Source organism: Streptomyces sp. BK239 (assembly GCF_004217285.1).
Classification (GTDB): domain Bacteria; phylum Actinomycetota; class Actinomycetes; order Streptomycetales; family Streptomycetaceae; genus Streptomyces.
The window spans coordinates 860,744-880,262 of sequence record NZ_SHKS01000002.1; the positions used below are offsets into that span (position 1 = coordinate 860,744).

A 19,519-nucleotide genomic window follows, 5' to 3' on the forward strand; every position below is an offset into this window, starting at 1 on the left:
CTCGGAAAAGCGTCAGGACCAGGCGGCGACCACGTACCCCACGCCGTACGGGGCGTCCTCGTACAGCAGCGTGCCCGTGAGACCCGCGGCCTCGGCCGCGCCCGCGAGCACCTGCCACGGGGCCCGGCCGGAGGCTTTCAACTCGCCTGCCACATGGACGTCGAGCGCCTTGAGCGCCTCGACGTCCGCCGTGCCGAGCGCCCGTGCGACGGCGGCGTCGAACGGGGCGGCGCGCTCGTCGAGGTAGCCCGGCGCCTTCACGGTCCGGCAGGCGCTGGCGTCGCCCATGACCAGAAGGGCGATCCGTCCCGACCGCGCGCCGATGTCCCTGCCGACCTCGACGCAGCGCTCGGCGGCCAGGGGCTCGCCCACGCCGAGACCCTCGACGGGGACGTCGGGCCGTCCGGCGTGCTCCAGCAGCCAGGCGCCGACGGCGAGGGACGGCGGCAGCTCCGCCGCGGGGCCCGTGTCGGCGACGGCGCGGCCCAGGCGTACGGAGAGGTCCACGCCGAAGCCGCGGAAGGAGCCGTGCGCGCCCTCGGGATGCGCTCCTCGTCCGGGCTCGTCGGCGGGGCCGACGATGACGAGGCGGTCCGGCCGGGCGGCGGCGAGCACGCCCACCGCTTGGGCGCACGCGGCGCGCGCGTCGTCCAGCTCGGACGCGGCGCCCGCGGCCACCTCGGGCACGAGCAGGGGCGGGCAGGGGCAGACTGCGGCGGCGACCAGCATGATCAGTCGCAGCCGCAACCGCTGCCGGCGGCCACCGGGAGCGGCGCGGGGGCGCCGATCCCGGGCAGGCCGAGCATGACGCCGGCGGACCGGGCGGCCTTCTCGGCGTGGCGCTTCTCCCAAGCGTCGCCCGCGCGCGTGCGGCGCACGTCCAGGACCGCGCCCTCGGCGAGGAGGTGGTGCGGGGCCGCGTAGGTGACCTCGACGGTCACGACGTCGCCGGGGCGCACCTCCTTCTCCGGCTTGGTGAAGTGGACCAGACGGTTGTCGGGGGCGCGTCCGGAGAGGCGGTGGGTGGCGCCGTCCTTGCGGCCCTCGCCCTCCGCCACCATGAGGTCGAGCTTGCGGCCGACCTGCTTCTTGTTCTCCTCCCAGGAGATCTCCTCCTGGAGGGCGACGAGACGCTCGTAGCGCGCCTGGACGACTTCCTTGGGGATCTGGTTCTCCATGGTCGCGGCGGGGGTGCCGGGGCGCTTGGAGTACTGGAAGGTGAACGCCTGCGAGAAGCGGGCCTCGCGCACGACGTGCAGGGTCTGCTCGAAGTCCTCCTCGGTCTCGCCGGGGAAGCCCACGATGATGTCGGTGGTGATCGCCGCGTGCGGGATGGCGGCGCGCACCTTCTCGATGATCCCGAGGTAGCGCTCCTGCCGGTAGGAGCGGCGCATCGCCTTCAGGACGGTGTCCGAGCCGGACTGCAGCGGCATGTGCAGCTGCGGCATCACGTTCGGGGTCTCCGCCATGGCCGCGATGACGTCGTCGGTGAAGTCGCGCGGGTGCGGGGAGGTGAAGCGGACGCGCTCCAGACCGTCGATCTTTCCGCAGGCCCGCAGCAGCTTGCTGAACGCCTCGCGGTCGCCGATGTCGGAGCCGTAGGCGTTGACGTTCTGGCCGAGCAGGGTGATCTCGCTGACGCCCTCGCCGACCAGGGCCTCGATCTCGGCGAGGATCTCGCCGGTGCGGCGGTCCTTCTCCTTGCCGCGCAGCGCGGGGACGATGCAGAAGGTGCACGTGTTGTTGCAGCCGACGGAGATGGACACCCAGGCCGCGTACGCGCTCTCCCGGCGGGTCGGCAGGGTCGAGGGGAACGCCTCCAGGGACTCGGCGATCTCGACCTGCGCCTCCTCCTGCACGCGCGCGCGTTCCAGCAGGACCGGCAGCTTGCCGATGTTGTGCGTGCCGAAGACGACGTCCACCCAGGGCGCCTTCTTGACGATGGTGTCGCGGTCCTTCTGGGCCAGGCAGCCGCCGACCGCGATCTGCATGCCGGGACGGGAGGCCTTCTTCGGCGCGAGCCGGCCGAGGTTGCCGTACAGCCGGTTGTCGGCGTTCTCGCGGACCGCGCAGGTGTTGAAGACGACGACGTCCGCGTCCCCGTCCGATCCCTCGGGGGCGCGCACGTATCCGGCGTCCTCGAGCAGCCCGGACAACCGCTCGGAGTCGTGGACGTTCATCTGGCACCCGTAGGTGCGGACTTCGTAGGTCTTCACGCCCTCTGCCCGGGTCCGGTCGCTGCTGCTGGTCATGGGACAAGGGTAGGCGCTCACGAACGGTGCCCCGGATCGCCGTTCGCCGAAGGGGCCGGCTGGGCCTCAGGGGTCGATCAGGCCGGCGCGGATCGCGTAACGGGTGAGCTCCAGGCGGTCGCGCATGCCGAGCTTCTGGAGCAGGTTGGCGCGGTGCCGTTCGACCGTCTTGGCGCTGATGAAGAGCAGCGCGCCGATCTCCTTGGAGGTGTGGCCCTCGGCGACGAGCTTGAGGATCTCCTCCTCGCGTTCGGTGATGGGCCGCGCGGGGAGGCCGTCGACGCCGTCGCCGCGGTGCAGGCGGTCCAGGTAGGAGCGGACGAGGGCCCGCTCCGCGCCGGGGTAGATGAACGGTTCGTCGCGCATGACCGCACGGCACGCCTCGACGAGGTCGCGGTCGGCTACGGACTTCAGCACGTAGCCGCCCGCGCCGGCCTTGAGCGCCTCGAAGAAGTACTGCTCGCTGTCGTACATCGTGAGGATCAGGATGCGCAGGCCGGGGAGGCGGCGGGAGAGCTCGCGGGCGGCCTGGAGGCCGGTCGTGCGGGGCATGGCCACGTCGAGGACGGCGAGGTCGATGTCGCCGGCGCGGGCCCGTTCGACCGCCTCCGTGCCGTCCCCGGCCTCGGCCACGACCGCCAGGTCGGGCTCGCCATCCAGGATGAGCCGCACCCCTCGGCGCACCAGGGTGTGGTCGTCGGCGAGGAGGACGCGGATGACGCGGCCGTCGGGCTCGGCGTCCCGCGGGGACTGCTGACGGGTCATCAGGGGGCTCCGGAGGTGGCGGCGGTGGGCGGGGCGCCGGAAGGGCGGGCACGCGCGCGTGGGTCCGCCGCGTCGCCCGCGCCGGGCGTCCGGGCCCGGAGCCGCACCCGCGTCCCCGCGTCGTCGCCCGAGCCGACGGTGAGGTCCGCTCCGATCAGCAGGGCACGTTCGCGCATGCCCCGGATGCCGGTTCCCTCCTCCGTCGTCGGGCCGAGGCCGGCGCCGTTGTCCCCGACGAGGAGTTCGACGCCGTCGGGGGCCGGGCGGAGGCTGAGTTCGGCGCGGTCGGCGCCGGAGTGGCGAGCGGTGTTGGTGAGGGCTTCCTGGGCCACGCGGTAGAGCACCAGTTCCGTTTCCGGGGTGAGCGGCGGCAGGCCGGGCCGCAGGTCCGAGCGCACCGTCAGGCCGTGGGCGGTGAACTCGGCGGCGAGCGAGCGCAAGGCGCTGGGCAGGCCGAGTTCCTCCAGGACGCCGGGGCGCAACCGACGGGCGATGCGGCGGACCTCGTCAAGGCCGGCTCGGGTGGCCTCCTGTGCCTGGCCCACCTCCTCGCGCAGGTCGTGCGGGGCGCGGTCGGCGACGCGCTTGAGCTGGAGCAGTACGGCGGTCAGGGTCTGGCCCACCTCGTCGTGCAGTTCGCGGGCGACGCGGCGGCGTTCGCGCTCCTGTGCTGAAAGGGCCCGGCCGGCGCTCGCGGCCCGCTCGGCGCGGAGCCGGTCGAGCATGGCGTTATAGGTGGCGATCAGCTCGGCCGTCTCCACCGGGCCGGAGACGACGGGCCTGGGCCCGGGGTGCAGCAGGTCCGCGTCGGCCATCGACCGGCCGAGGCGTGCGAGCGGGGCGAGACCGACGCGGAGCACGACCGCGTTGACGGCCAGCAGCGCGGCCAGGCCACCCACGACGACGAGCACCTCGGCCGGCAGGACGGGCGTGGAGACGGTGACCGGACCCAGGAGCATCGCGGCGGCCACGACCAGCCCCACTGCGTTGAGGGCGAAGATCCGCCAGAACAGCGACACGTGCGTGATTCCCCCTCTTCCCTCGGGTACCCGTAGCACCGCCCTGACCAGTCTCCGCGCGGGTCGTCGGCGTCGTCCATCCGTCATGACACCCATGTCGCCACCGTACGGCGGGATGGCAGCATGGGCGGCTCCGTGCACCCGTGACCGGCGGCTCCGCGGGCCGTCGGCCGGGACGATTCGAACGTCGACGGGCATCGAACGCCTTCGAGCCTCGCACTCGAGCATCAAGGAGTAGAGAAACGTGTCTGCCCCCCGTCTCCGGACGACGCCGCTGCCAGGGATAGGCGTCCAGTACGACCTCGTGACGCGGGAGCAGCGCCACCTGTCCGTGGTGGCGCACCGTGACGGCGCCCGGACGCTGAGCGTGTACAGCGCCGACGACCCGGACTCCTGCGCCCAGTCGCTGCGGCTGACCGTCGCCGAGGCGGGCTCGCTGATCGACGCGCTGATGCCGTCGCACCACAGCGCGAGCCTGCTCTACACCACCGACCTGGGGCTGGTCGCCGAACGGGTCGAGGTGGCCGCCACCTCGCGCTGGAACGGGCGGGTGCTGGGCGACACCCGGATGCGCACGGAGACGGGAGCGTCGATCGTGGCGGTGCTGCGGAGGGCGGAGGCGATCCCTTCGCCGGCGCCGGACTTCCGGCTGGCGGGCGGGGACACCCTCATCGTGATCGGCACCCGTGAGGGCGTCGACTCGGCCGCGGCGATACTCGGTCGGGAGTGAGAGGGTGCACTCTTCCGCAGTCCTGTTGATCGAGTTCGGTTCCATCATCCTGGGTCTCGGCCTGCTCGGCCGGTTCGCGGCCCGGTTCCGGTTCTCCCCGATCCCGCTGTATCTGCTGGCCGGTCTGGCCTTCGGCGAGGGCGGGCTGCTGCCGCTCGGCGCGAGCGAGGAGTTCGTGGCCATCGGCGCCGAGATCGGCGTCATCCTGCTGCTGCTGATGCTCGGCCTGGAGTACACGGCGAGCGATCTGGTCTCCAACCTGAAGGCGCACTATCCGTCCGGGCTGGTGGACTGCGCCCTGAACGCGGTGCCGGGCGCGTTGGCCGCCCTGCTGCTGGGCTGGGGTCCGGTGGCGGCCGTGGTGCTCGCCGGCGTCACCTGGATCTCGTCGTCCGGGGTGATCGCCAAGGTGCTGGGCGATCTGGGCCGGGTCGGCAACCGGGAGACGCCGGTGATCCTCAGCGTGCTGGTGCTGGAGGATCTGGCGATGGCGGTCTACCTGCCGATCGTCACCGCGCTGGTGGCCGGGGTGGGGCTGGCGGCGGGCAGCGTGACGCTGGCGATCGCGCTGGGCGTCGCAGGTCTCGTGCTGTTCGCGGCGGTGCGCTACGGGCGGCTCATCTCCCGTTTCGTGTCCAGCGACGACCCCGAGAAGCTGCTGCTGGTGGTGCTGGGGCTGACGATCCTGGTCGCGGGTGTGGCGCAGCAGCTCCAGGTGTCGGCGGCGGTGGGCGCGTTCCTGGTGGGCATCGCGTTGTCCGGGGAGGTCGCCGAGGGGGCGCACACTCTGCTGAGCCCGCTGCGGGACCTGTTCGCCGCGGTGTTCTTCGTGTTCTTCGGGCTGCACACCGACCCGGCCAGCATTCCGCCGGTGCTGCCGCCCGCGCTCGCGCTGGCCGTCGTCACCGCCGGCACGAAGATTGCCACCGGTTACTGGGCGGCCCGGCGGGCCGGTGTGTCGGTGAAGGGACGCTGGCGCGCGGGCGGTGCGCTGGTGGCGCGCGGGGAGTTCTCGATCGTCATCGCCGGGCTGGCCGTCACCGCCGGCATCGAGCCCTCGCTCGGCCCGCTGGCGACCGCCTATGTGCTGATCCTTGTCGTCCTCGGTCCCCTCACCGCCCGCTACACCGAACCGCTGGCCCTGTGGTGGTCGCGGCGGCGCGGCGACCCCGACCGGGGTGTGCCGGAGCGTGCGCCCGAGGTGCGGGAGGAGACACCTGTCGGCGACTGAGACGGGCCCGCGCGCGACGAGCGATCACCTCGTCGAGGCCGATGCCGTGGACCAGGGCGGTGCCGTAGGCGACGTGGACGACGTCGGCCAGTTCGTGCGCGAGCCGGTCCAACGGGCCGTCCACCGCCCACTTCGGCCGCTTCTCATGCACCCATTGTGACGACGGCCACTGACAACGCCTCCCGCCCCGACTCCGGGGCCCGCCCTCGCCCCCCTGTGACCCTCGCCCTGGTCACCGTCGCCTCCCGCCTGGCAGGATCGCGCGCATGTCCAAGGTGTTCCCCCGTGCCGGCCGGGGCCGCGTTCTGTCGGGTGCGGCCGGCGTCGTCGTGCTCGGGCTTCTGCTGTGGTGGCTGCTGCCGCTGGGCGAGGAGCCGCCGAGCGGCGCGGTCACCCTCAGCACGGGCACCACGAGCGGCGTCTACTACGAGTACGGCAGCCGCCTGCGCAACGAGCTCGCCGAGGACATGCCGGACCTGGACGTGGACCTGACCGCGAGCAACGGCTCGCAGGAGAACGTCGCGCGCGTGGCGGCGGGCCAGGCCGACTTCGCCATCGCCGCCGCCGACGCCGTGGAGACGTACGAGGCGCAGCACGCCGACGCCACCGCCCGGCTGCGCGGCGTGGCCCGGCTGTACGACGACTATGTGCAGCTGGTCGTGCCGCGCGACTCCGCCGTCCGCTCCGTCGCGGACCTCAAGGGCAGGACGGTCGCCACGGGGCTGGCCCGGTCCGGGGTGCGGCTCATCGCGGAGCGGGTGCTGCGGGCCGCGGGGCTCGATCCCGCGAAGGACATCACGGCGATGGCCGAGGGCATCGACACCGGGCCCGAGCAGCTGCGGCAGGGCAGGATCGACGCGTTCTTCTGGTCCGGCGGGGTGCCGACGGCCGGTCTGCAGGACCTCGCCAACCGGTTCACCTTCCGGTTCGTGCCGATCGGCCCCGAGCTCGTGGCCAAGATGCACGAGCAGGACGACGCCACCGGTTACTACCGGGCGACGAACATGCCCGAGTCGGCTTATCCGACCATCCAGAACGGCGCGACGGTGCCGACGATCGCGGTCTCCAACCTGCTGATCACGCGTACGGACGTGGATCCGAGGCTCACCGAGTGGCTCACCAGGACCGTGATCAAGAGCCGGGACGGCATCGGCCGGCATGTCCACTCCGCGCAGCTGGTCGATCTGCGCACCGCGATCTACACCGACCCGCTGCCCCTGCACGAGGGCGCCAAGCGCTACTACAAGTCGGTCAAGCCGTAGCACGCTCTCGCTGAACGCACCTCGTTCTCACGACGTGGGAGGCCTCAGGCCGTCGGCCGTGACCTGGGCACCGACACCGTCACCCTGAGGCCGCTGGGCTCGTGGTGCTCGTAGGTCAGGGAGCCGCCGCCGGCCGCGAGAAGGGTGCGGGAGATGGACAGGCCGAGTCCGGAGCCCTTGATGTTCTGGTGGCGGCCGCTGCGCCAGAAACGGTCACCCACGCGCGTGAGTTCCTCGTCGGTCAGCCCGGGGCCGTTGTCGGTGACGACGACGGTCGTGGCGTCCCCGTCGCAGGCGACCGCCACCTCGACGCTCTCACCCTCGGGCGTGAACTTCACCGCGTTGTCGATCACCGCGTCCAGGGCGCTGGAGAGCGTGACCGGGTCGGCCCAGGCGGTGGTGGGCGGGCAGTCCCCGACCAGGCTCACGCCCTTGGCCTCCGCGGTCGGCGCCCAGGCCGCGACGCGCTCGGCGGTGAGCGCGCCGATGTCGGTGACCCTGAGGTCGGCCTCGGTGTGCTCGGCCAGCGCCAGGTCGAGCAGGTCGTCGAGGACCTGGGCGAGGCGCTTGCCCTCGCTCTGCACGGAGGCGATCTCCTCGTTGCCCTCGGGGAGTTCGTAGGCCAGCAGTTCGATGCGCAGCAGCAGCGCCGCGAGGGGGTTGCGCAGTTGGTGCGAGGCGTCGGCGACGAAGGCGCGCTGCTGTTCCAGGACGTCCTCGACGTTGTCCGCCATCTCGTTGAACGACCGGGCCAGCCGCCGCAGTTCCGGCGGTCCGCTGGCGACGGCGACCCGGGACTTCAGGCGGCCGGTGGCGATGTCGTGGGTGGTGGCGTCCAGGACGCGGACCGGCCTGAGCACCCACCCGGTCAGCCGGAGGGCCGCGCCGATGGCGAGGAGCATCGCGGCGATCTCGCCGGCGCCGATGACGAGCCAGCCGTGCAGGATCCGTGAGCGCATCGCCCCGGTGGGCGAGTCGGTGACGACGACGGCGACGACATCGCCGTCGCGGATGACCGGTGACGCCACGACGAGCCGGTTGCGCTGCCATGGCCACACCTGTCGGGGGTCATGGCTGCGGCGGCTGAGGAGCGCCTCCTCGAAGGCGTCCCGCACCTCGCCCGACTTGGGGAGGTACCAGTCCCTCGGCGCGTGGGCCATGGGGGCGTCGGTGCCGTAGAAGACGCCGGCACGGATGCCGTAGACGTCGTAGTAGCTGGCCAGCTCGCGGACGAGCGCCTCGCGCCGTTCGTCGGGGGACGTGGGCTCGGCGGCGCTCGGCGCGGTGACGAACTGGGCGAGGGCGGCGAAGCGGGCCGTGTCGTCGATGCGGTCGACGACCACGTCCTGCTGCTCGGCGCGGGCCACGCTGACGGCGAGCGGGACGCCCAGCGCGAGCAGGACGGCCGCCATCAGGACGATGAGCAGGGGGAGCAGCCGGGTCCGCACACCGTCCCCGCTAAGCGGCCGGGGCGACGAGCCGGTACCCGACGCCGCGCACGGTCTCGATCAGGGCGGGCATGCGCAGTTTGGCGCGCAGCGAGGCGACGTGCACCTCCAGGGTGCGCCCGGTCCCCTCCCAACTGGTGCGCCAGACCTCGCTGATGATCTGTTCCCGGCGGAAGACGACGCCGGGGCGCTGGGCGAGCAGCGCGAGCAGGTCGAACTCCTTGCGGGTGAGCTGGATCACCGAGCCATCGACGGTGACGCGCCGGGTGGGCAGTTCGATGTGGACGGGGCCGAGGCGCAGTTCGTCCTCGCCGGCCTCGGCCGGGTCCTCGGGCGCGGTGCGCCGGCTGACGGCGTGGATACGGGCGAGGAGTTCGCCGGTGTCGTACGGCTTCACCACGTAGTCGTCGGCGCCGAGGTTGAGGCCGTGGATGCGGGAGCGCACGTCGGAGCGGGCGGTGACCATGATGACCGGGGTCGAGGTGCGCTTGCGGATCTTGCCGCAGACCTCGTAGCCGTCCTGGTCGGGCAGCCCCAGGTCGAGCAGGACGACACCGAAGCCGGGGCCTTCCGGGACGAGCGCCTGGAGCGCCTCCTCGCCGCTGCGCGCGTGGGTGACGTCGAACCCGTGCCGCTTGAGGACCGCTGACAGCGCGGCGGCGACGTGGTTGTCGTCCTCGACGAGCAGCAGTCTCACCCCGGCCTCCTTCGGTTCATCGGGCGTACGATCTGATTCTGTAGAAAGTCGTACGAAGTGGACGTGTGGTTTCAGCACACCACCGGCGCGGCGCACACGCGCGTGCACGGTGGAAGTCACGCTGATGGACGAGGACGCCGTCAAGTGGGTTCCGGTTGCGTGGAGCTTCCGTTATCCGCCCGATACGCGCCCAGGTCACAAGTGCTACGACACGTGTCCGATTGCTATCGGATCGTGATGCTCAGATTCCCCTCAGATGTAATGACGCTGGTCGCGAGTGGTTACTACTGTCCTCCGAAACCGAGGAGGACGGAGCCTTAGAGCGATGACCGAAGTATCGGTGGCCAAGGAAGACGCGGCCGCGCCCGGCGAACTGGTCGTCCTGAAGAGCGTCAACAAGCACTTCGGCGCGTTGCACGTTCTCCAGGACATCGATCTGACGATCGAGCGCGGTGAAGTGGTCGTCGTCATCGGACCCTCCGGGTCCGGCAAGTCCACCCTGTGCCGCACCATCAACCGCCTGGAGACGATCGACGCGGGGACGATCACGATCGACGGGAAGCCGCTGCCCCAGGAGGGCAAGGAGCTGGCCCGGCTGCGCGCCGACGTCGGCATGGTCTTCCAGTCGTTCAACCTGTTCGCGCACAAGACCGTGCTGCAGAACGTGATGCTGGGCCAGATCAAGGTCCGCAAGGCGGACAAGAAGAAGGCGGAGGAGAGGGCCCGCGAGCTCCTCGACCGGGTCGGCGTGGGCACCCAGGCCGACAAGTACCCGGCCCAGCTCTCCGGCGGTCAGCAGCAGCGCGTCGCCATCGCGCGGGCCCTGGCCATGAACCCGAAGGTCATGCTCTTCGACGAGCCGACCTCGGCCCTCGACCCGGAGATGATCAACGAGGTGCTGGAGGTCATGCAGCAGCTCGCCCGGGACGGAATGACCATGATCGTCGTCACCCACGAGATGGGCTTCGCGCGATCGGCCGCGAATCGCGTCGTCTTCATGGCGGACGGCCGGATCGTCGAACAGGCCACGCCCGACCAGTTCTTCAGCAACCCGCGCAGCGACCGCGCCAAGGACTTCCTGTCGAAGATCCTGCACCACTGACGGCGCGCCGCCCGGCACACCGCCCCGGCGCATCCCGCGCCACCCCGACGACGATCCGCGCCACAGCACGTGGAACACCGGTCCGCGTCACCCGGCCCGGACCACCGGCCCTCGTCATCCGCCTTTCGACGGCCCGCATTCCTTCGTCTCCCGAAGGCATCATCCAAAGGAAGTTCACCATGAAGCTTCGCAAGGTCACCGCCGCCTCGGCCGCCGTCCTCGCCCTCACCCTGAGCGCCACCGCGTGCGGCGGCGGCGACAAGGACTCCGGGTCCGGAGGCGACAAGGTCAAGGTCGGCATCAAGTACGACCAGCCCGGCATCGGCCTGAAGAAGCCCGACGGCTCCTTCTCCGGCTTCGACGTGGACGTGGCGACGTACGTGGCCAAGGAGCTCGGCTACGAGCCGAAGCAGATCGAGTTCGTCGAGACCAAGAGCGCCGACCGCGAGAACGCCCTCTCACGGGGCGACGTGAAGTTCATCGTGGCCTCGTACTCGATCAACGACAAGCGCAAGGCCAAGGTCGACTTCGCCGGCCCCTACCTGCTGGCGCACCAAGACCTGCTGGTCAAGGCCGACTCCAAGATCGCCAAGGGAGCGGACCTCAACGGCAAAAACCTGTGCTCGGTCACCGGATCGACCTCGGCGCAGAACATCAAGGACAAGATCGCCCCCAGCGCCAACCTGCGGCAGAACCCGGGCTACTCGGAGTGCCTCGCCGCCCTCCAGAGTGGTTCGGTCGACGCGGTCACCACCGACGACTCGATCCTCGCGGGCTACGCCGCGCAGGACAAGTTCAAGGGCAAGTTCAAGCTGGTGGGCGAGCAGCTCAGCAACGAGAACTACGGCATCGGCGTGAAGAAGGGCGACAAGGCCACCGTCGACAAGATCAACGCCGCGCTGAAGAAGATGGTCGACGACGGCTCGTGGCAGAAGGCCGTCGACAAGAACTTCGGCCCGGCCGGCTACAAGAACGAGCCCGCCCCGAAGATCGGCGTCGTCGTCAAGTAACCCGGCGCCCGCCGCCTCAGGAATCCCGCGCCCGACGTGGGGTTCCGCGGGCGGGCCGCCCGCCGTCGCGATCACGGCGGGCGGCCCGCCACGCCCTCCACGTACGCCACCCACCCGGAAGCGCGGGAGATCGTGTTCGACTTTCTTGAAGGCTACGACGTCCTCGGGGCGTTCTGGGTGACGGTCAAACTGACCGTCTTCTCCGCCGTCGGCTCCCTTATCTGGGGCACCCTGCTGGCCGCCATGCGGGTCAGCCCCGTACCGATGATGCGCGGCTTCGGCACCGCCTACGTCCACATCGTCCGGAACATCCCTCTGACCGTCATCATCGTCTTCACCTCGCTCGGCCTCGCCGACATCTTCGGTATGACGATGGGCGCGTCGAACGACTTCGAGCTCCAGGGCTTCCGGCTCGCGGTGCTCGGGCTGGTCGCCTACACCGCGGCCTTCGTGTGCGAGGCGATCCGCTCCGGCATCAACACCGTGCCCCTCGGCCAGGCGGAGGCGGCGCGCGCGATCGGTCTGGGCTTCGTCCAGACGCTCACGCTCGTCGTGCTGCCGCAGGCGTTCCGCGCCGTCATCGGCCCGCTGACCAACGTCCTGATCGCCCTCACCAAGAACACCACCGTGGCGGCCGCGATCAGCGTGCCCGAGGCGGCGTTCCTGATGAAGGGAATGATCGAGAACGAGGCCCAGACCCTGGCCATCGGCGCCGTCTTCGCGTTCGGCTTCGTGGTCCTGACCCTTCCCACCGGCCTGCTGCTCGGCTGGCTCGGCAAGCGACTGGCGGTGAAGCGATGAGTTCCGTCCTGTACGACTCCCCCGGCCCCCGCGCCAAACAGCGCAACGTCATCCTCTCCGTCCTCTTCGTCGTCCTGCTCGCGGCGGCCCTGTGGTGGGTCTGGACGAAGATGGACGACAAGAAGCAGCTCGAATGGGCGCTGTGGGAGCCGTTCACCACCTCCGAGGCGTGGACGACGTACCTGCTGCCCGGCCTCGGCGACACCCTGAAGGCCGCAGCCCTCGCCATGGTGATCGCCCTCCCGCTGGGCGCGTTCTTCGGCATCGCCAGGATGTCCGACCACCGCTGGGTGAGCGTCCCGGCCGGCGCGGTGGTCGAGTTCTTCCGTGCCATCCCGGTGCTGCTGCTGATGCTGTTCGCCAACGAGTTCTTCGTCCGCTCGACGAACGTCAGCAGCGAGGACCGGCCCCTGTACGCGGTCGTCACCGGCCTGGTGCTCTACAACGCCTCGGTCCTCGCCGAGATCGTGCGGGCCGGCATCCTGGCCCTGCCCCGGGGGCAGACGGAGGCCGCGTACGCCATCGGTCTGCGCAAGGGGCAGACGATGAGCAGCATCCTGCTGCCGCAGGCCGTCACCGCGATGCTCCCGGCCATCGTCAGCCAGCTGGTCGTCATCGTGAAGGACACCGCGCTGGGCGGCGTGATGCTCGGCTTCACCGAGCTGCTCAGCGCGCGCAGCACGCTGGCGGCCAACTACGCCAACGTGGTGCCCAGCTTCGTCGTGGTCGCGATCATCTACATCGTGCTGAACTGGCTGCTGACCTCCTTCGCCTCCTGGCTGGAGGGGCGGCTGCGGCAGAGCAAGCGCGGCACGGGCGCGGTGCTGGCTGCGGACGACGTCGAGGACAACCCTGCCGCGGTCCCGGGCACCGCGGGCACGGGCGCGGGCGGCGGAGGGATGTGACACCCGCTCACCGGATGTGACCTGTGAGGGCTCCTAGGCCCTAAGGAGGCAGTGGCGTGCGCGCCGCTGCCTCCTTCGCTTGACGCGGGAACCGGCAATAGGTTGCATACGTTCTGTGATCGTGCACCCTGCTCCTACCTCTTGTTCGCTTACGTCCCCGAGGACACCGTCGCAGGCAGGGGGCATCGCACCGTGGACCCGGTGATCATCGTCGGAGCGGGGCCGGTCGGGCTCACGCTGGCCCTGGCGCTGGCGCGTCAGGAGGTGCCGTCGATCGTCCTGGACGAGGGCCCCGGCAAGGACGAGCCGCGGCTGGCGCGCACGGTCGTGCTGCGCGAGGACACCGCCGCCCTGGTGGAGCGGCTCACCGGCGCGTCCCTGGCCGGGGCCGGCGTCCGTTGGTCCGGATGGCGGGCGATGCGGCGCAAGCAGGTGACGCGCGAGATCGTCTTCGGCGACGGGGAGCCGGCTCCCCTGCACATCGCCCAGCACGTGCTGACGGGCGTCCTGCGCACGGCCCTCGCGGACGAACCGCTGGTGCGGATCGCCGTGGACAGCCGCCTCGACACCGTCGAGCAGGAGTCCTCCGGAGTCAGCGCCCACACCCGCGGTCCTGGCGGCACCTGGTGGCGCGGCAGTTACCTGGTCGGCTGCGACGGCCCCCGCTCCACGGTCCGCAAGCTCCAGGACATCCGCTTCCCCGGGCGCACGGCGGTCGAGCGGCACGCCGTCGCCGCGCTGCGCACCGAACTGCCTTGGGAAGACGAGGCGCTGGTGCACCGGGCGCCGCCGTGGCGCATGTCGGGCCCCTCCGCCGGAGAGGTCCTCGGACGTCCGCTGCCGGACGGCGTCTGGCGGCTGGACTGGCTGCTGCCGCCCGGCAACGACCTCGTCACACCCGAACTGCTGGTGGCGCGGGTCCGCGAGACCCTGGCGGGCTGGAGCGGCGGCTCGACCCCGGCGTACGAACTGCTCGACACCGGCGTCCACACGGTCCACCACCGGCTGGCGCGCCGCTGGCGCGCGGGACGGGTCTTCCTCGCCGGGGACGCGGCGCGTCTGCTCGGAGCGCTGGGCGCCCAGGGTTTGGACGAGGGGCTGCGCGACGCCGACAACCTCGCCTGGAAGCTGGCGCTGGCCTGGCACCACGGGCCGCGCGAGGCGCTTCTCGACAGCTACCAGACGGAACGGCGGGCGGTGGTCGCCGCCCGGCTGCGCGCCGCCGACCAGGCGCTGCCGCTGCTGCGCGGCGGCAAGGGCATAAGGGCGTACGTGCCGGGCGCGGCGCGGGGTCACGACGCACTGCTCACGGAAGGCCATGTGGGGCGCGGCGCGCTGGGCGCTCCGGGCACGTACGCCGACTCCCCGCTCTCGCCCCTCCGGCTGGAGGGCGAGACGCCGGTGGACACTCCGGCGGGGTCACCGGTCGAGGACGTGCGGGTGACCGCGGAGGACGGTTCCTTCGTAAGGCTGCGGGACCGGCTCGGGCGTGGCGCCCTGCTCGTGGTGCTGGTCGCGCCGGGCACGGGCGTCTGGGAACGCAAGCACTGGGTGGGTGCGGGCGTCATGCCCCGTCTCGCCGCGGCGGTGACGGCTCTGCCGAGCCCGGCCGAACTGCTGGTGGCCGAGAGCTACCCGGGGGCGGCCGCGCACACCGTGCTGCTGGTCCGCCCCGACGGGCACCTGGTCACCGCGCTGAGCGGGGTCCGCCCCGCCGAGCTGCACGCGGCCGCGGAAGCGGCGGTGGGCGGGGCGGTCGGCCCGGAGACGAAGGGGCAGGGGGAAGCGAAGGGGCAGGGGGAAGCGGAGGCTCGGAGCGAGGCGGGAGCGGGAGCGAAGTGAGGGCGGGAGCGAAGTGAAGGCACTCACCGTCACCCTGGGGTCCACATGGTGACAGTGAGTTGACCGGTGTGCACCGGCGTGGTCTACTCCGAATCGTGACCGACACCGATGTGCGCCTGTGGCGGAGGGTCCATATGGACCTCGTCCGCTATGCGGGCTGCGTGTGTCGTCCGTCCTGCTGACTTCGCATCCCCTTCTTCACCGGCGCGCGCCGTCGAGCGCTCTCGCGCTGCCGCGCGCCGTCCGCGAACGCTTTCAGGACGGTACTCGTGTCTGCCTCTCTGTCTCCCATTGTCTCCTCCACCCCACTGTCTTCGGCCGTGTCCGCCCCCGTCCCTTCTTCCGCGTCCACCGCCGGCGCGGGAACCGGACCGACGCAGGCGGAACTCCTGGACTTCGTCCGCAAAACGGCCGCCGACGCCGAGCTGATCGCCTCACTCCCCCTCGATCCCGAGGGCCGCACCTGGGTGCGCCTGGAGGGGCCCGGCGGCAGTGAGGCCTGGCTGATCGGCTGGCCGCCCGGCACCGGCACCGGCTGGCACGACCACGCCGACTCGGTGGGCGCGTTCCTCACCGCTCGCGGCGAGCTGCGGGAACACGCGCTGGCCGTGCGGCTGCCCACGGACGGCTGGCAAAGCCTGGAGCTGTCCGAGGGCGTGGACCGCGAACGCCGGCTCGGAGCAGGCCAGGGCCGCGCTTTCGGACGCCACCACGTCCACGAGGTGCTCAACGCCTCGGCCGACGAGCACGCGGTCTCCGTCCACGCCTACTACCCGCCGCTCCCCCGCATCCGCCGCTACAGCCGCACCGGCCAGGTGCTGCACCTGGAGCAGGTGGAGCGCCCGGAGGACTGGCAGTAGGCACCCCGGGCGAACGGGCACCCGGCGTCAGCGAGTTCGAGGGCAGGGCTACCGCCCCTCGCGGGGCCCGCGTCAGAGCTCCCCGTCCTCCCCCAGGAACTCCGTGTCCTCCCCCTCCTCCTCGAGCGCCTGCCGGACCACGCGCAGGGCCATCCCCTGCGAGTAGCCCTTGCGCGCGAGCATCCCGGCCAGGCGGCGGATCCGTTTGTCGCGGTCGAGGCCGCGGGTGGACCGCAGTTTTCGGGCGACGAGTTCGCGCGCGGTCGTCTCCTCCTGCTCGGAGTCGAGCTGGGCGACGGCCTCGTCGATCAGTGCGGGGTCGACGCCCTTGGTGCGCAGCTCCTGCGCGAGCGCCCGCCGGGCCAGCCCCCGGCCGTGATGGCGGGACTCCACCCAGGCGTCCGCGAAGGCGCTGTCGTCGATCAGTCTGACCTCCTCGAACCGCGACAACACCTCCTCGGCCACGTCGTCCGGGATCTCCCGCTTGCGCAGGGCGTCGGCGAGTTGCCTGCGCGTGCGCGGGGTCCCGGTGAGCAGGCGCAGGCAGATCGCCCGCGCCCGCTCAGCCGGGTCCCCTGAAGACGCCTCCCGCTCGGCCCTCGACGAGGAGGGAGCGCCTTCGTCCTCGGCGGACGGTTCCCCGAAGCCGCGCCGACGGCGTCCGCGCCCGCCGCGCGGACGGGAACCGCCCTCGCCGTCCCCCGCTCGGCGGCCGTCGAAGGAACGGCCCTCGCCGTCCTCGCGCCCGCCCCCGTGCGGGCCGTCCCATGAACCGCCGTCCGGCCAGGTCTCACCGACCCCGGCGGGTCCGCCGGGGTGCGCGTCGCTCTCGGCCCAGTCCGTTCGTCGTGTCACGGCTCAGCTCTTGGCAGTCGCGGCCTTGTTCCTGGCGGTTTTGGCGGCGGGAGCGGTGACGGCCTTGGCGGCGTCGTCCGCCGGCGCGCCCGTGGCGGCAGGGGTGTCCGCGCCCGGCTCGGCGGCGGGATCCTGCGGGCGCACGCCGACGCCCAGCTTCTCCTTGATCTTCTTCTCGATCTCGTTGGCGAGGTCGGGGTTGTCCTTCAGGAAGTTGCGGGCGTTCTCCTTGCCCTGGCCCAGTTGGTCGCCCTCGTACGTGTACCAGGCGCCGGCCTTGCGGACGAAGCCGTGCTCCACGCCCATGTCGATCAGACCGCCCTCGCGGCTGATGCCCTGGCCGTAGAGGATGTCGAACTCGGCCTGCTTGAAGGGCGGCGCGACCTTGTTCTTGACGACCTTGCAGCGGGTGCGGTTGCCGACCGCCTCGGTGCCGTCCTTCAGGGTCTCGATGCGACGGATGTCGATGCGCACCGAGGCGTAGAACTTCAGCGCCCGGCCACCGGTCGTGGTCTCCGGGGAGCCGAACATGACGCCGATCTTCTCGCGGAGCTGGTTGATGAAGATGGCGGTGGTCTTGGACTGGTTGAGCGCGCTGGTGATCTTCCGCAGGGCCTGGCTCATCAGGCGGGCCTGCAGACCGACATGGCTGTCGCCCATCTCGCCCTCGATCTCCGCGCGCGGGACGAGCGCGGCGACGGAGTCGATGACGATGAGGTCGAGGGCGCCGGAGCGGACCAGCATGTCCACGATCTCCAGGGCCTGCTCGCCGTTGTCGGGCTGCGAGAGGATCAGGTTGTCGATGTCGACGCCGAGCTTCTTCGCGTACTCGGGGTCGAGGGCGTGCTCCGCGTCCACGAAGGCGACCTGGCCGCCGGCCTTCTGCGCGTTGGCGACGGCGTGCAGGGTCAGCGTGGTCTTACCGGAGGACTCCGGTCCGTAGATCTCCACGACGCGGCCGCGCGGCAGGCCGCCGACGCCGAGAGCCACGTCGAGGGCGGTCGAACCGGTCGAGATGACCTCGATGGGCTCCATCGACCGCTCGCCCATGCGCATGACCGCGCCCTTGCCGAATTGCCGTTCAATCTGTGCGAGAGCGGCGTCCAGGGCCTTCTCGCGGTCGGTTCCTGCCATGGGTTCCACCCGGTTTGCTTGAGTCGATCGCTTCACGTCAAAGACGCTAACGCCTGCCACTGACAATGCGCCCCGACGCTGGTCCGGCCTGTGGATAACTCGGGCACTCATCCCCTCGAACCGGGACGAAGTCCCCGTCGAGAGGCTCGCCGGAGCCTCCATAAGAATGGATGTTCGATTTTCGTGTCAAGCGCGACCCACGCCCCCGAGCGGCGCCCCTCGACTCCCGACATAACCCCCGGTGCCCGCCTGCGCCGGGAGGCTCCTCGCCCCCGTCGGCCCTCCCCCGCCGCCGCGGTCAGCCGGACCGTTCCCCCCGGCCGCCCGCGCGTTCCCTCGTCGCCGTCCACGCCTTCCGCGCCCGGTCGAGCAGCCCCGGCCCCTCGCCCCGGCGGCGGTGCCCGTGGACACGCGGGTCGTCCGTCACGTCGTACCGCTTCACATAGGCGCCCAGGAAGGCCTGGAGCGTGGCGACGGCCGGGATGGAGATCAGCGCGCCGACCGCGCCGAGAAGCGCGGTGCCGGCGATGACCGAGCCGAAGGCGACGGCGGGATGGATGTCGACGGTCTTCGACGTCAGCTTCGGCTGCAGCATGTAGTTCTCGAACTGCTGGTAGACGACGACGAACACCAGCACCCACAGCGCGTACCAGGGGTCGACCGTGAAGGCGATCAGCATGGGCAGCGCGCCCGCGAGATACGTGCCGATGGTGGGGATGAACTGCGAGACCACGCCCACCCACACCGCGAGCACGGGCGCGTACGGGATGCCCAGGGCCTCCAGGAGGATGTAGTGCGCGATGCCGGAGATCAGCGCCATCAGCCCGCGTGAGTACAGGTAGCCGCCGGTTTTGTCGACGGCGATCTCCCACGCGCGCAGCACCTCCGTCTGCCGGGCGGGCGGCAGCACCGAGCACAGGGCGCGCCGCAGCCGGGGCCCGTCGGCGGCGAAGTAGAACGAGAACAGCGCGATCGTCAGCAGCTGGAAGAGACCGCCGAGGACCTGGGTGGAGACGTCCAGGACGCCGGCGGCGCTGTTCTGGGCGTACTTCCGCAGCCAGTCGGAGTGGAGCAGGCCCTCCTGGATGTCGACGCGCCGCAGTTCGGTGTGGAACGTGGTGTTGATCCAGCTGATCACGGAATCCAGGTAGTCCGGGAAGTCCTCGATCATCTTGATGATCTGCCCGGCGAGCATCGAGCCGAGCAGCGTGAAGAAGCCCGCGAACGCGATCAGCAGACCGAGGAAGACCAGGAAGGCCGCGAGGCCCCGGCGGACGCCGCGGGCGGCCATCCGGCTCACCGCCGGTTCCATGGCGAGGGCCAGGAAGAACGCGATGAGGATGTTGATCAGCAGGCCGATGAGCTGGTGGAAGGCCCAGGTTCCCAACTGGAACAGGGCGACCAGGGCGAGCGCGAGCACCATCGCGCGCGGCAGCCAGCGCGGCATGCGCGCGCCCGGCGCGGTGTCGGCGCCGACGCCGGGCCCAGGCCCGGCGGGCGGCGCGTTGTCCGACGGGGCCGCGGGTGGGGCGACCTGCCCGTTCTCGTCAGTGGGTGCCACGGCTCAAGTCTCGCCCACGGCACCGACAACCGGGGACCCCGGTGC

19 protein-coding genes and 1 pseudogene are annotated in these 19,519 nt (G+C 71.4%); 10 read left to right on the forward strand and 10 right to left on the reverse strand.

Features of this window, described 5'->3' with window-relative positions; all coding sequences use genetic code 11:
* Positions 1 to 12: 12 nt before the first annotated feature.
* From EV567_RS09665 to EV567_RS09680, 4 genes are all read right to left on the reverse strand, one after another.
* Positions 13 to 729 carry a class III extradiol dioxygenase subunit B-like domain-containing protein gene (locus EV567_RS09665; RefSeq protein ID WP_130438339.1) on the reverse strand — a complete coding sequence of 239 codons (717 nt, stop codon included), beginning with the start codon at positions 727 to 729 and terminating at the stop codon, positions 13 to 15.
* A gap of 2 nt (positions 730 to 731) precedes the next feature.
* The gene (gene miaB, locus EV567_RS09670) at positions 732 to 2,252 is read right to left on the reverse strand and encodes a tRNA (N6-isopentenyl adenosine(37)-C2)-methylthiotransferase MiaB (RefSeq protein WP_130438240.1); all 1,521 of its coding nucleotides are present in this window, start codon (positions 2,250 to 2,252) and stop codon (positions 732 to 734) included.
* A 66-nt stretch (positions 2,253 to 2,318) separates the two neighbouring features.
* Positions 2,319 to 3,017, reverse strand: a complete 699-nt coding sequence (locus EV567_RS09675; protein ID WP_130438241.1) for a response regulator transcription factor — start codon at positions 3,015 to 3,017, stop codon at positions 2,319 to 2,321.
* On the reverse strand, positions 3,017 to 4,036 hold the full coding sequence (locus EV567_RS09680) for a sensor histidine kinase (protein ID WP_130438242.1): 1,020 nt from the start codon (positions 4,034 to 4,036) through the stop codon (positions 3,017 to 3,019). The genes EV567_RS09675 and EV567_RS09680 overlap by 1 nt, the downstream gene beginning before the upstream one ends.
* 244 nt (positions 4,037 to 4,280) lie before the next feature.
* Here EV567_RS09680 and EV567_RS09685 point away from each other — a divergent pair, with 244 nt between their 5' ends.
* Together EV567_RS09685 and EV567_RS09690 are read left to right on the forward strand one after the other, a co-directional pair.
* On the forward strand, positions 4,281 to 4,766 hold the full coding sequence (locus EV567_RS09685; protein ID WP_130438243.1) for a cation:proton antiporter regulatory subunit: 486 nt from the start codon (positions 4,281 to 4,283) through the stop codon (positions 4,764 to 4,766).
* A gap of 4 nt (positions 4,767 to 4,770) precedes the next feature.
* Positions 4,771 to 5,997: a cation:proton antiporter gene (locus tag EV567_RS09690; protein WP_130438244.1), complete on the forward strand. Its 1,227-nt coding sequence runs from the start codon at positions 4,771 to 4,773 to the stop codon at positions 5,995 to 5,997.
* Here EV567_RS09690 and EV567_RS28465 read toward each other — a convergent pair.
* Positions 5,990 to 6,124 (reverse strand): annotated as a pseudogene (locus EV567_RS28465) (hypothetical protein); the annotation flags it as partial. The gene EV567_RS09690 and the pseudogene EV567_RS28465 overlap by 8 nt on opposite strands.
* Before the next feature lie 139 nt (positions 6,125 to 6,263).
* On the opposite strand from EV567_RS28465, the gene EV567_RS09700 reads away from it, so the two are divergent.
* Positions 6,264 to 7,259: a TAXI family TRAP transporter solute-binding subunit gene (locus tag EV567_RS09700; RefSeq protein WP_130438245.1), complete on the forward strand. Its 996-nt coding sequence runs from the start codon at positions 6,264 to 6,266 to the stop codon at positions 7,257 to 7,259.
* Between the two features lie 44 nt (positions 7,260 to 7,303).
* On the opposite strand, the gene EV567_RS09705 is transcribed toward EV567_RS09700, so the two are convergent.
* The gene (locus tag EV567_RS09705; RefSeq protein WP_130438246.1) at positions 7,304 to 8,707 is read right to left on the reverse strand and encodes a HAMP domain-containing sensor histidine kinase; all 1,404 of its coding nucleotides are present in this window, start codon (positions 8,705 to 8,707) and stop codon (positions 7,304 to 7,306) included.
* A gap of 10 nt (positions 8,708 to 8,717) precedes the next feature.
* Positions 8,718 to 9,404, reverse strand: a complete 687-nt coding sequence (locus EV567_RS09710) for a response regulator transcription factor (protein ID WP_130438247.1) — start codon at positions 9,402 to 9,404, stop codon at positions 8,718 to 8,720.
* A 325-nt stretch (positions 9,405 to 9,729) separates the two neighbouring features.
* Between EV567_RS09710 and EV567_RS09715 the strand changes: the two genes are divergently transcribed.
* From EV567_RS09715 to EV567_RS09740, 7 genes are all read left to right on the forward strand, one after another.
* Positions 9,730 to 10,506: an amino acid ABC transporter ATP-binding protein gene (locus EV567_RS09715; protein ID WP_130438248.1), complete on the forward strand. Its 777-nt coding sequence runs from the start codon at positions 9,730 to 9,732 to the stop codon at positions 10,504 to 10,506.
* 179 nt (positions 10,507 to 10,685) lie between these two features.
* Positions 10,686 to 11,516 (forward strand): glutamate ABC transporter substrate-binding protein, encoded by an 831-nt coding sequence (locus EV567_RS09720; RefSeq protein ID WP_130438249.1) that lies wholly within the window; start codon positions 10,686 to 10,688, stop codon positions 11,514 to 11,516.
* Positions 11,517 to 11,648: 132 nt separating this feature from the next.
* Positions 11,649 to 12,317 carry an amino acid ABC transporter permease gene (locus EV567_RS09725; RefSeq protein ID WP_130438340.1) on the forward strand — a complete coding sequence of 223 codons (669 nt, stop codon included), beginning with the start codon at positions 11,649 to 11,651 and terminating at the stop codon, positions 12,315 to 12,317.
* Positions 12,314 to 13,222 carry an amino acid ABC transporter permease gene (locus tag EV567_RS09730; protein WP_130438250.1) on the forward strand — a complete coding sequence of 303 codons (909 nt, stop codon included), beginning with the start codon at positions 12,314 to 12,316 and terminating at the stop codon, positions 13,220 to 13,222. The genes EV567_RS09725 and EV567_RS09730 overlap by 4 nt, the downstream gene beginning before the upstream one ends.
* A gap of 192 nt (positions 13,223 to 13,414) precedes the next feature.
* Positions 13,415 to 15,064: an FAD-dependent monooxygenase gene (locus EV567_RS09735; RefSeq protein WP_130438251.1), complete on the forward strand. Its 1,650-nt coding sequence runs from the start codon at positions 13,415 to 13,417 to the stop codon at positions 15,062 to 15,064.
* 110 nt (positions 15,065 to 15,174) lie between these two features.
* On the forward strand, positions 15,175 to 15,246 hold the full coding sequence (locus tag EV567_RS28470) for a putative leader peptide (protein ID WP_309544753.1): 72 nt from the start codon (positions 15,175 to 15,177) through the stop codon (positions 15,244 to 15,246).
* A 138-nt stretch (positions 15,247 to 15,384) separates the two neighbouring features.
* Positions 15,385 to 15,924: a cysteine dioxygenase gene (locus EV567_RS09740; protein WP_242620731.1), complete on the forward strand. Its 540-nt coding sequence runs from the start codon at positions 15,385 to 15,387 to the stop codon at positions 15,922 to 15,924.
* 72 nt (positions 15,925 to 15,996) lie between these two features.
* On the opposite strand, the gene recX is transcribed toward EV567_RS09740, so the two are convergent.
* The 3 genes from recX to EV567_RS09755 all read right to left on the reverse strand — a co-directional run bounded on the left by recX (position 15,997) and on the right by EV567_RS09755 (position 19,474).
* Complete coding sequence (recX, locus tag EV567_RS09745) at positions 15,997 to 16,779, reverse strand: recombination regulator RecX (protein WP_130438252.1); 783 nt, start codon at positions 16,777 to 16,779, stop codon at positions 15,997 to 15,999.
* A gap of 3 nt (positions 16,780 to 16,782) precedes the next feature.
* Positions 16,783 to 17,913, reverse strand: a complete 1,131-nt coding sequence (recA, locus tag EV567_RS09750; protein WP_130438253.1) for a recombinase RecA — start codon at positions 17,911 to 17,913, stop codon at positions 16,783 to 16,785.
* 298 nt (positions 17,914 to 18,211) lie between these two features.
* Positions 18,212 to 19,474, reverse strand: a complete 1,263-nt coding sequence (locus tag EV567_RS09755; protein WP_207228717.1) for an AI-2E family transporter — start codon at positions 19,472 to 19,474, stop codon at positions 18,212 to 18,214.
* Positions 19,475 to 19,519 lie beyond the last annotated feature (45 nt).

Coding starts and splice junctions, on each gene's coding strand:
- EV567_RS09730 (WP_130438250.1), top strand. CDS start 12,314: ATGAGTTCCGTCCTGTACGACTCCCCCGGCCCCCGCGCCAAACAGCGC.
- EV567_RS09700 (WP_130438245.1), top strand. CDS start 6,264: ATGTCCAAGGTGTTCCCCCGTGCCGGCCGGGGCCGCGTTCTGTCGGGT.
- EV567_RS09675 (WP_130438241.1), bottom strand. CDS start 3,017: ATGACCCGTCAGCAGTCCCCGCGGGACGCCGAGCCCGACGGCCGCGTC.
- recA (WP_130438253.1), bottom strand. CDS start 17,913: ATGGCAGGAACCGACCGCGAGAAGGCCCTGGACGCCGCTCTCGCACAG.
- miaB (WP_130438240.1), bottom strand. CDS start 2,252: ATGACCAGCAGCAGCGACCGGACCCGGGCAGAGGGCGTGAAGACCTAC.
- EV567_RS09715 (WP_130438248.1), top strand. CDS start 9,730: ATGACCGAAGTATCGGTGGCCAAGGAAGACGCGGCCGCGCCCGGCGAA.
- EV567_RS09665 (WP_130438339.1), bottom strand. CDS start 729: ATGCTGGTCGCCGCCGCAGTCTGCCCCTGCCCGCCCCTGCTCGTGCCC.
- EV567_RS09720 (WP_130438249.1), top strand. CDS start 10,686: ATGAAGCTTCGCAAGGTCACCGCCGCCTCGGCCGCCGTCCTCGCCCTC.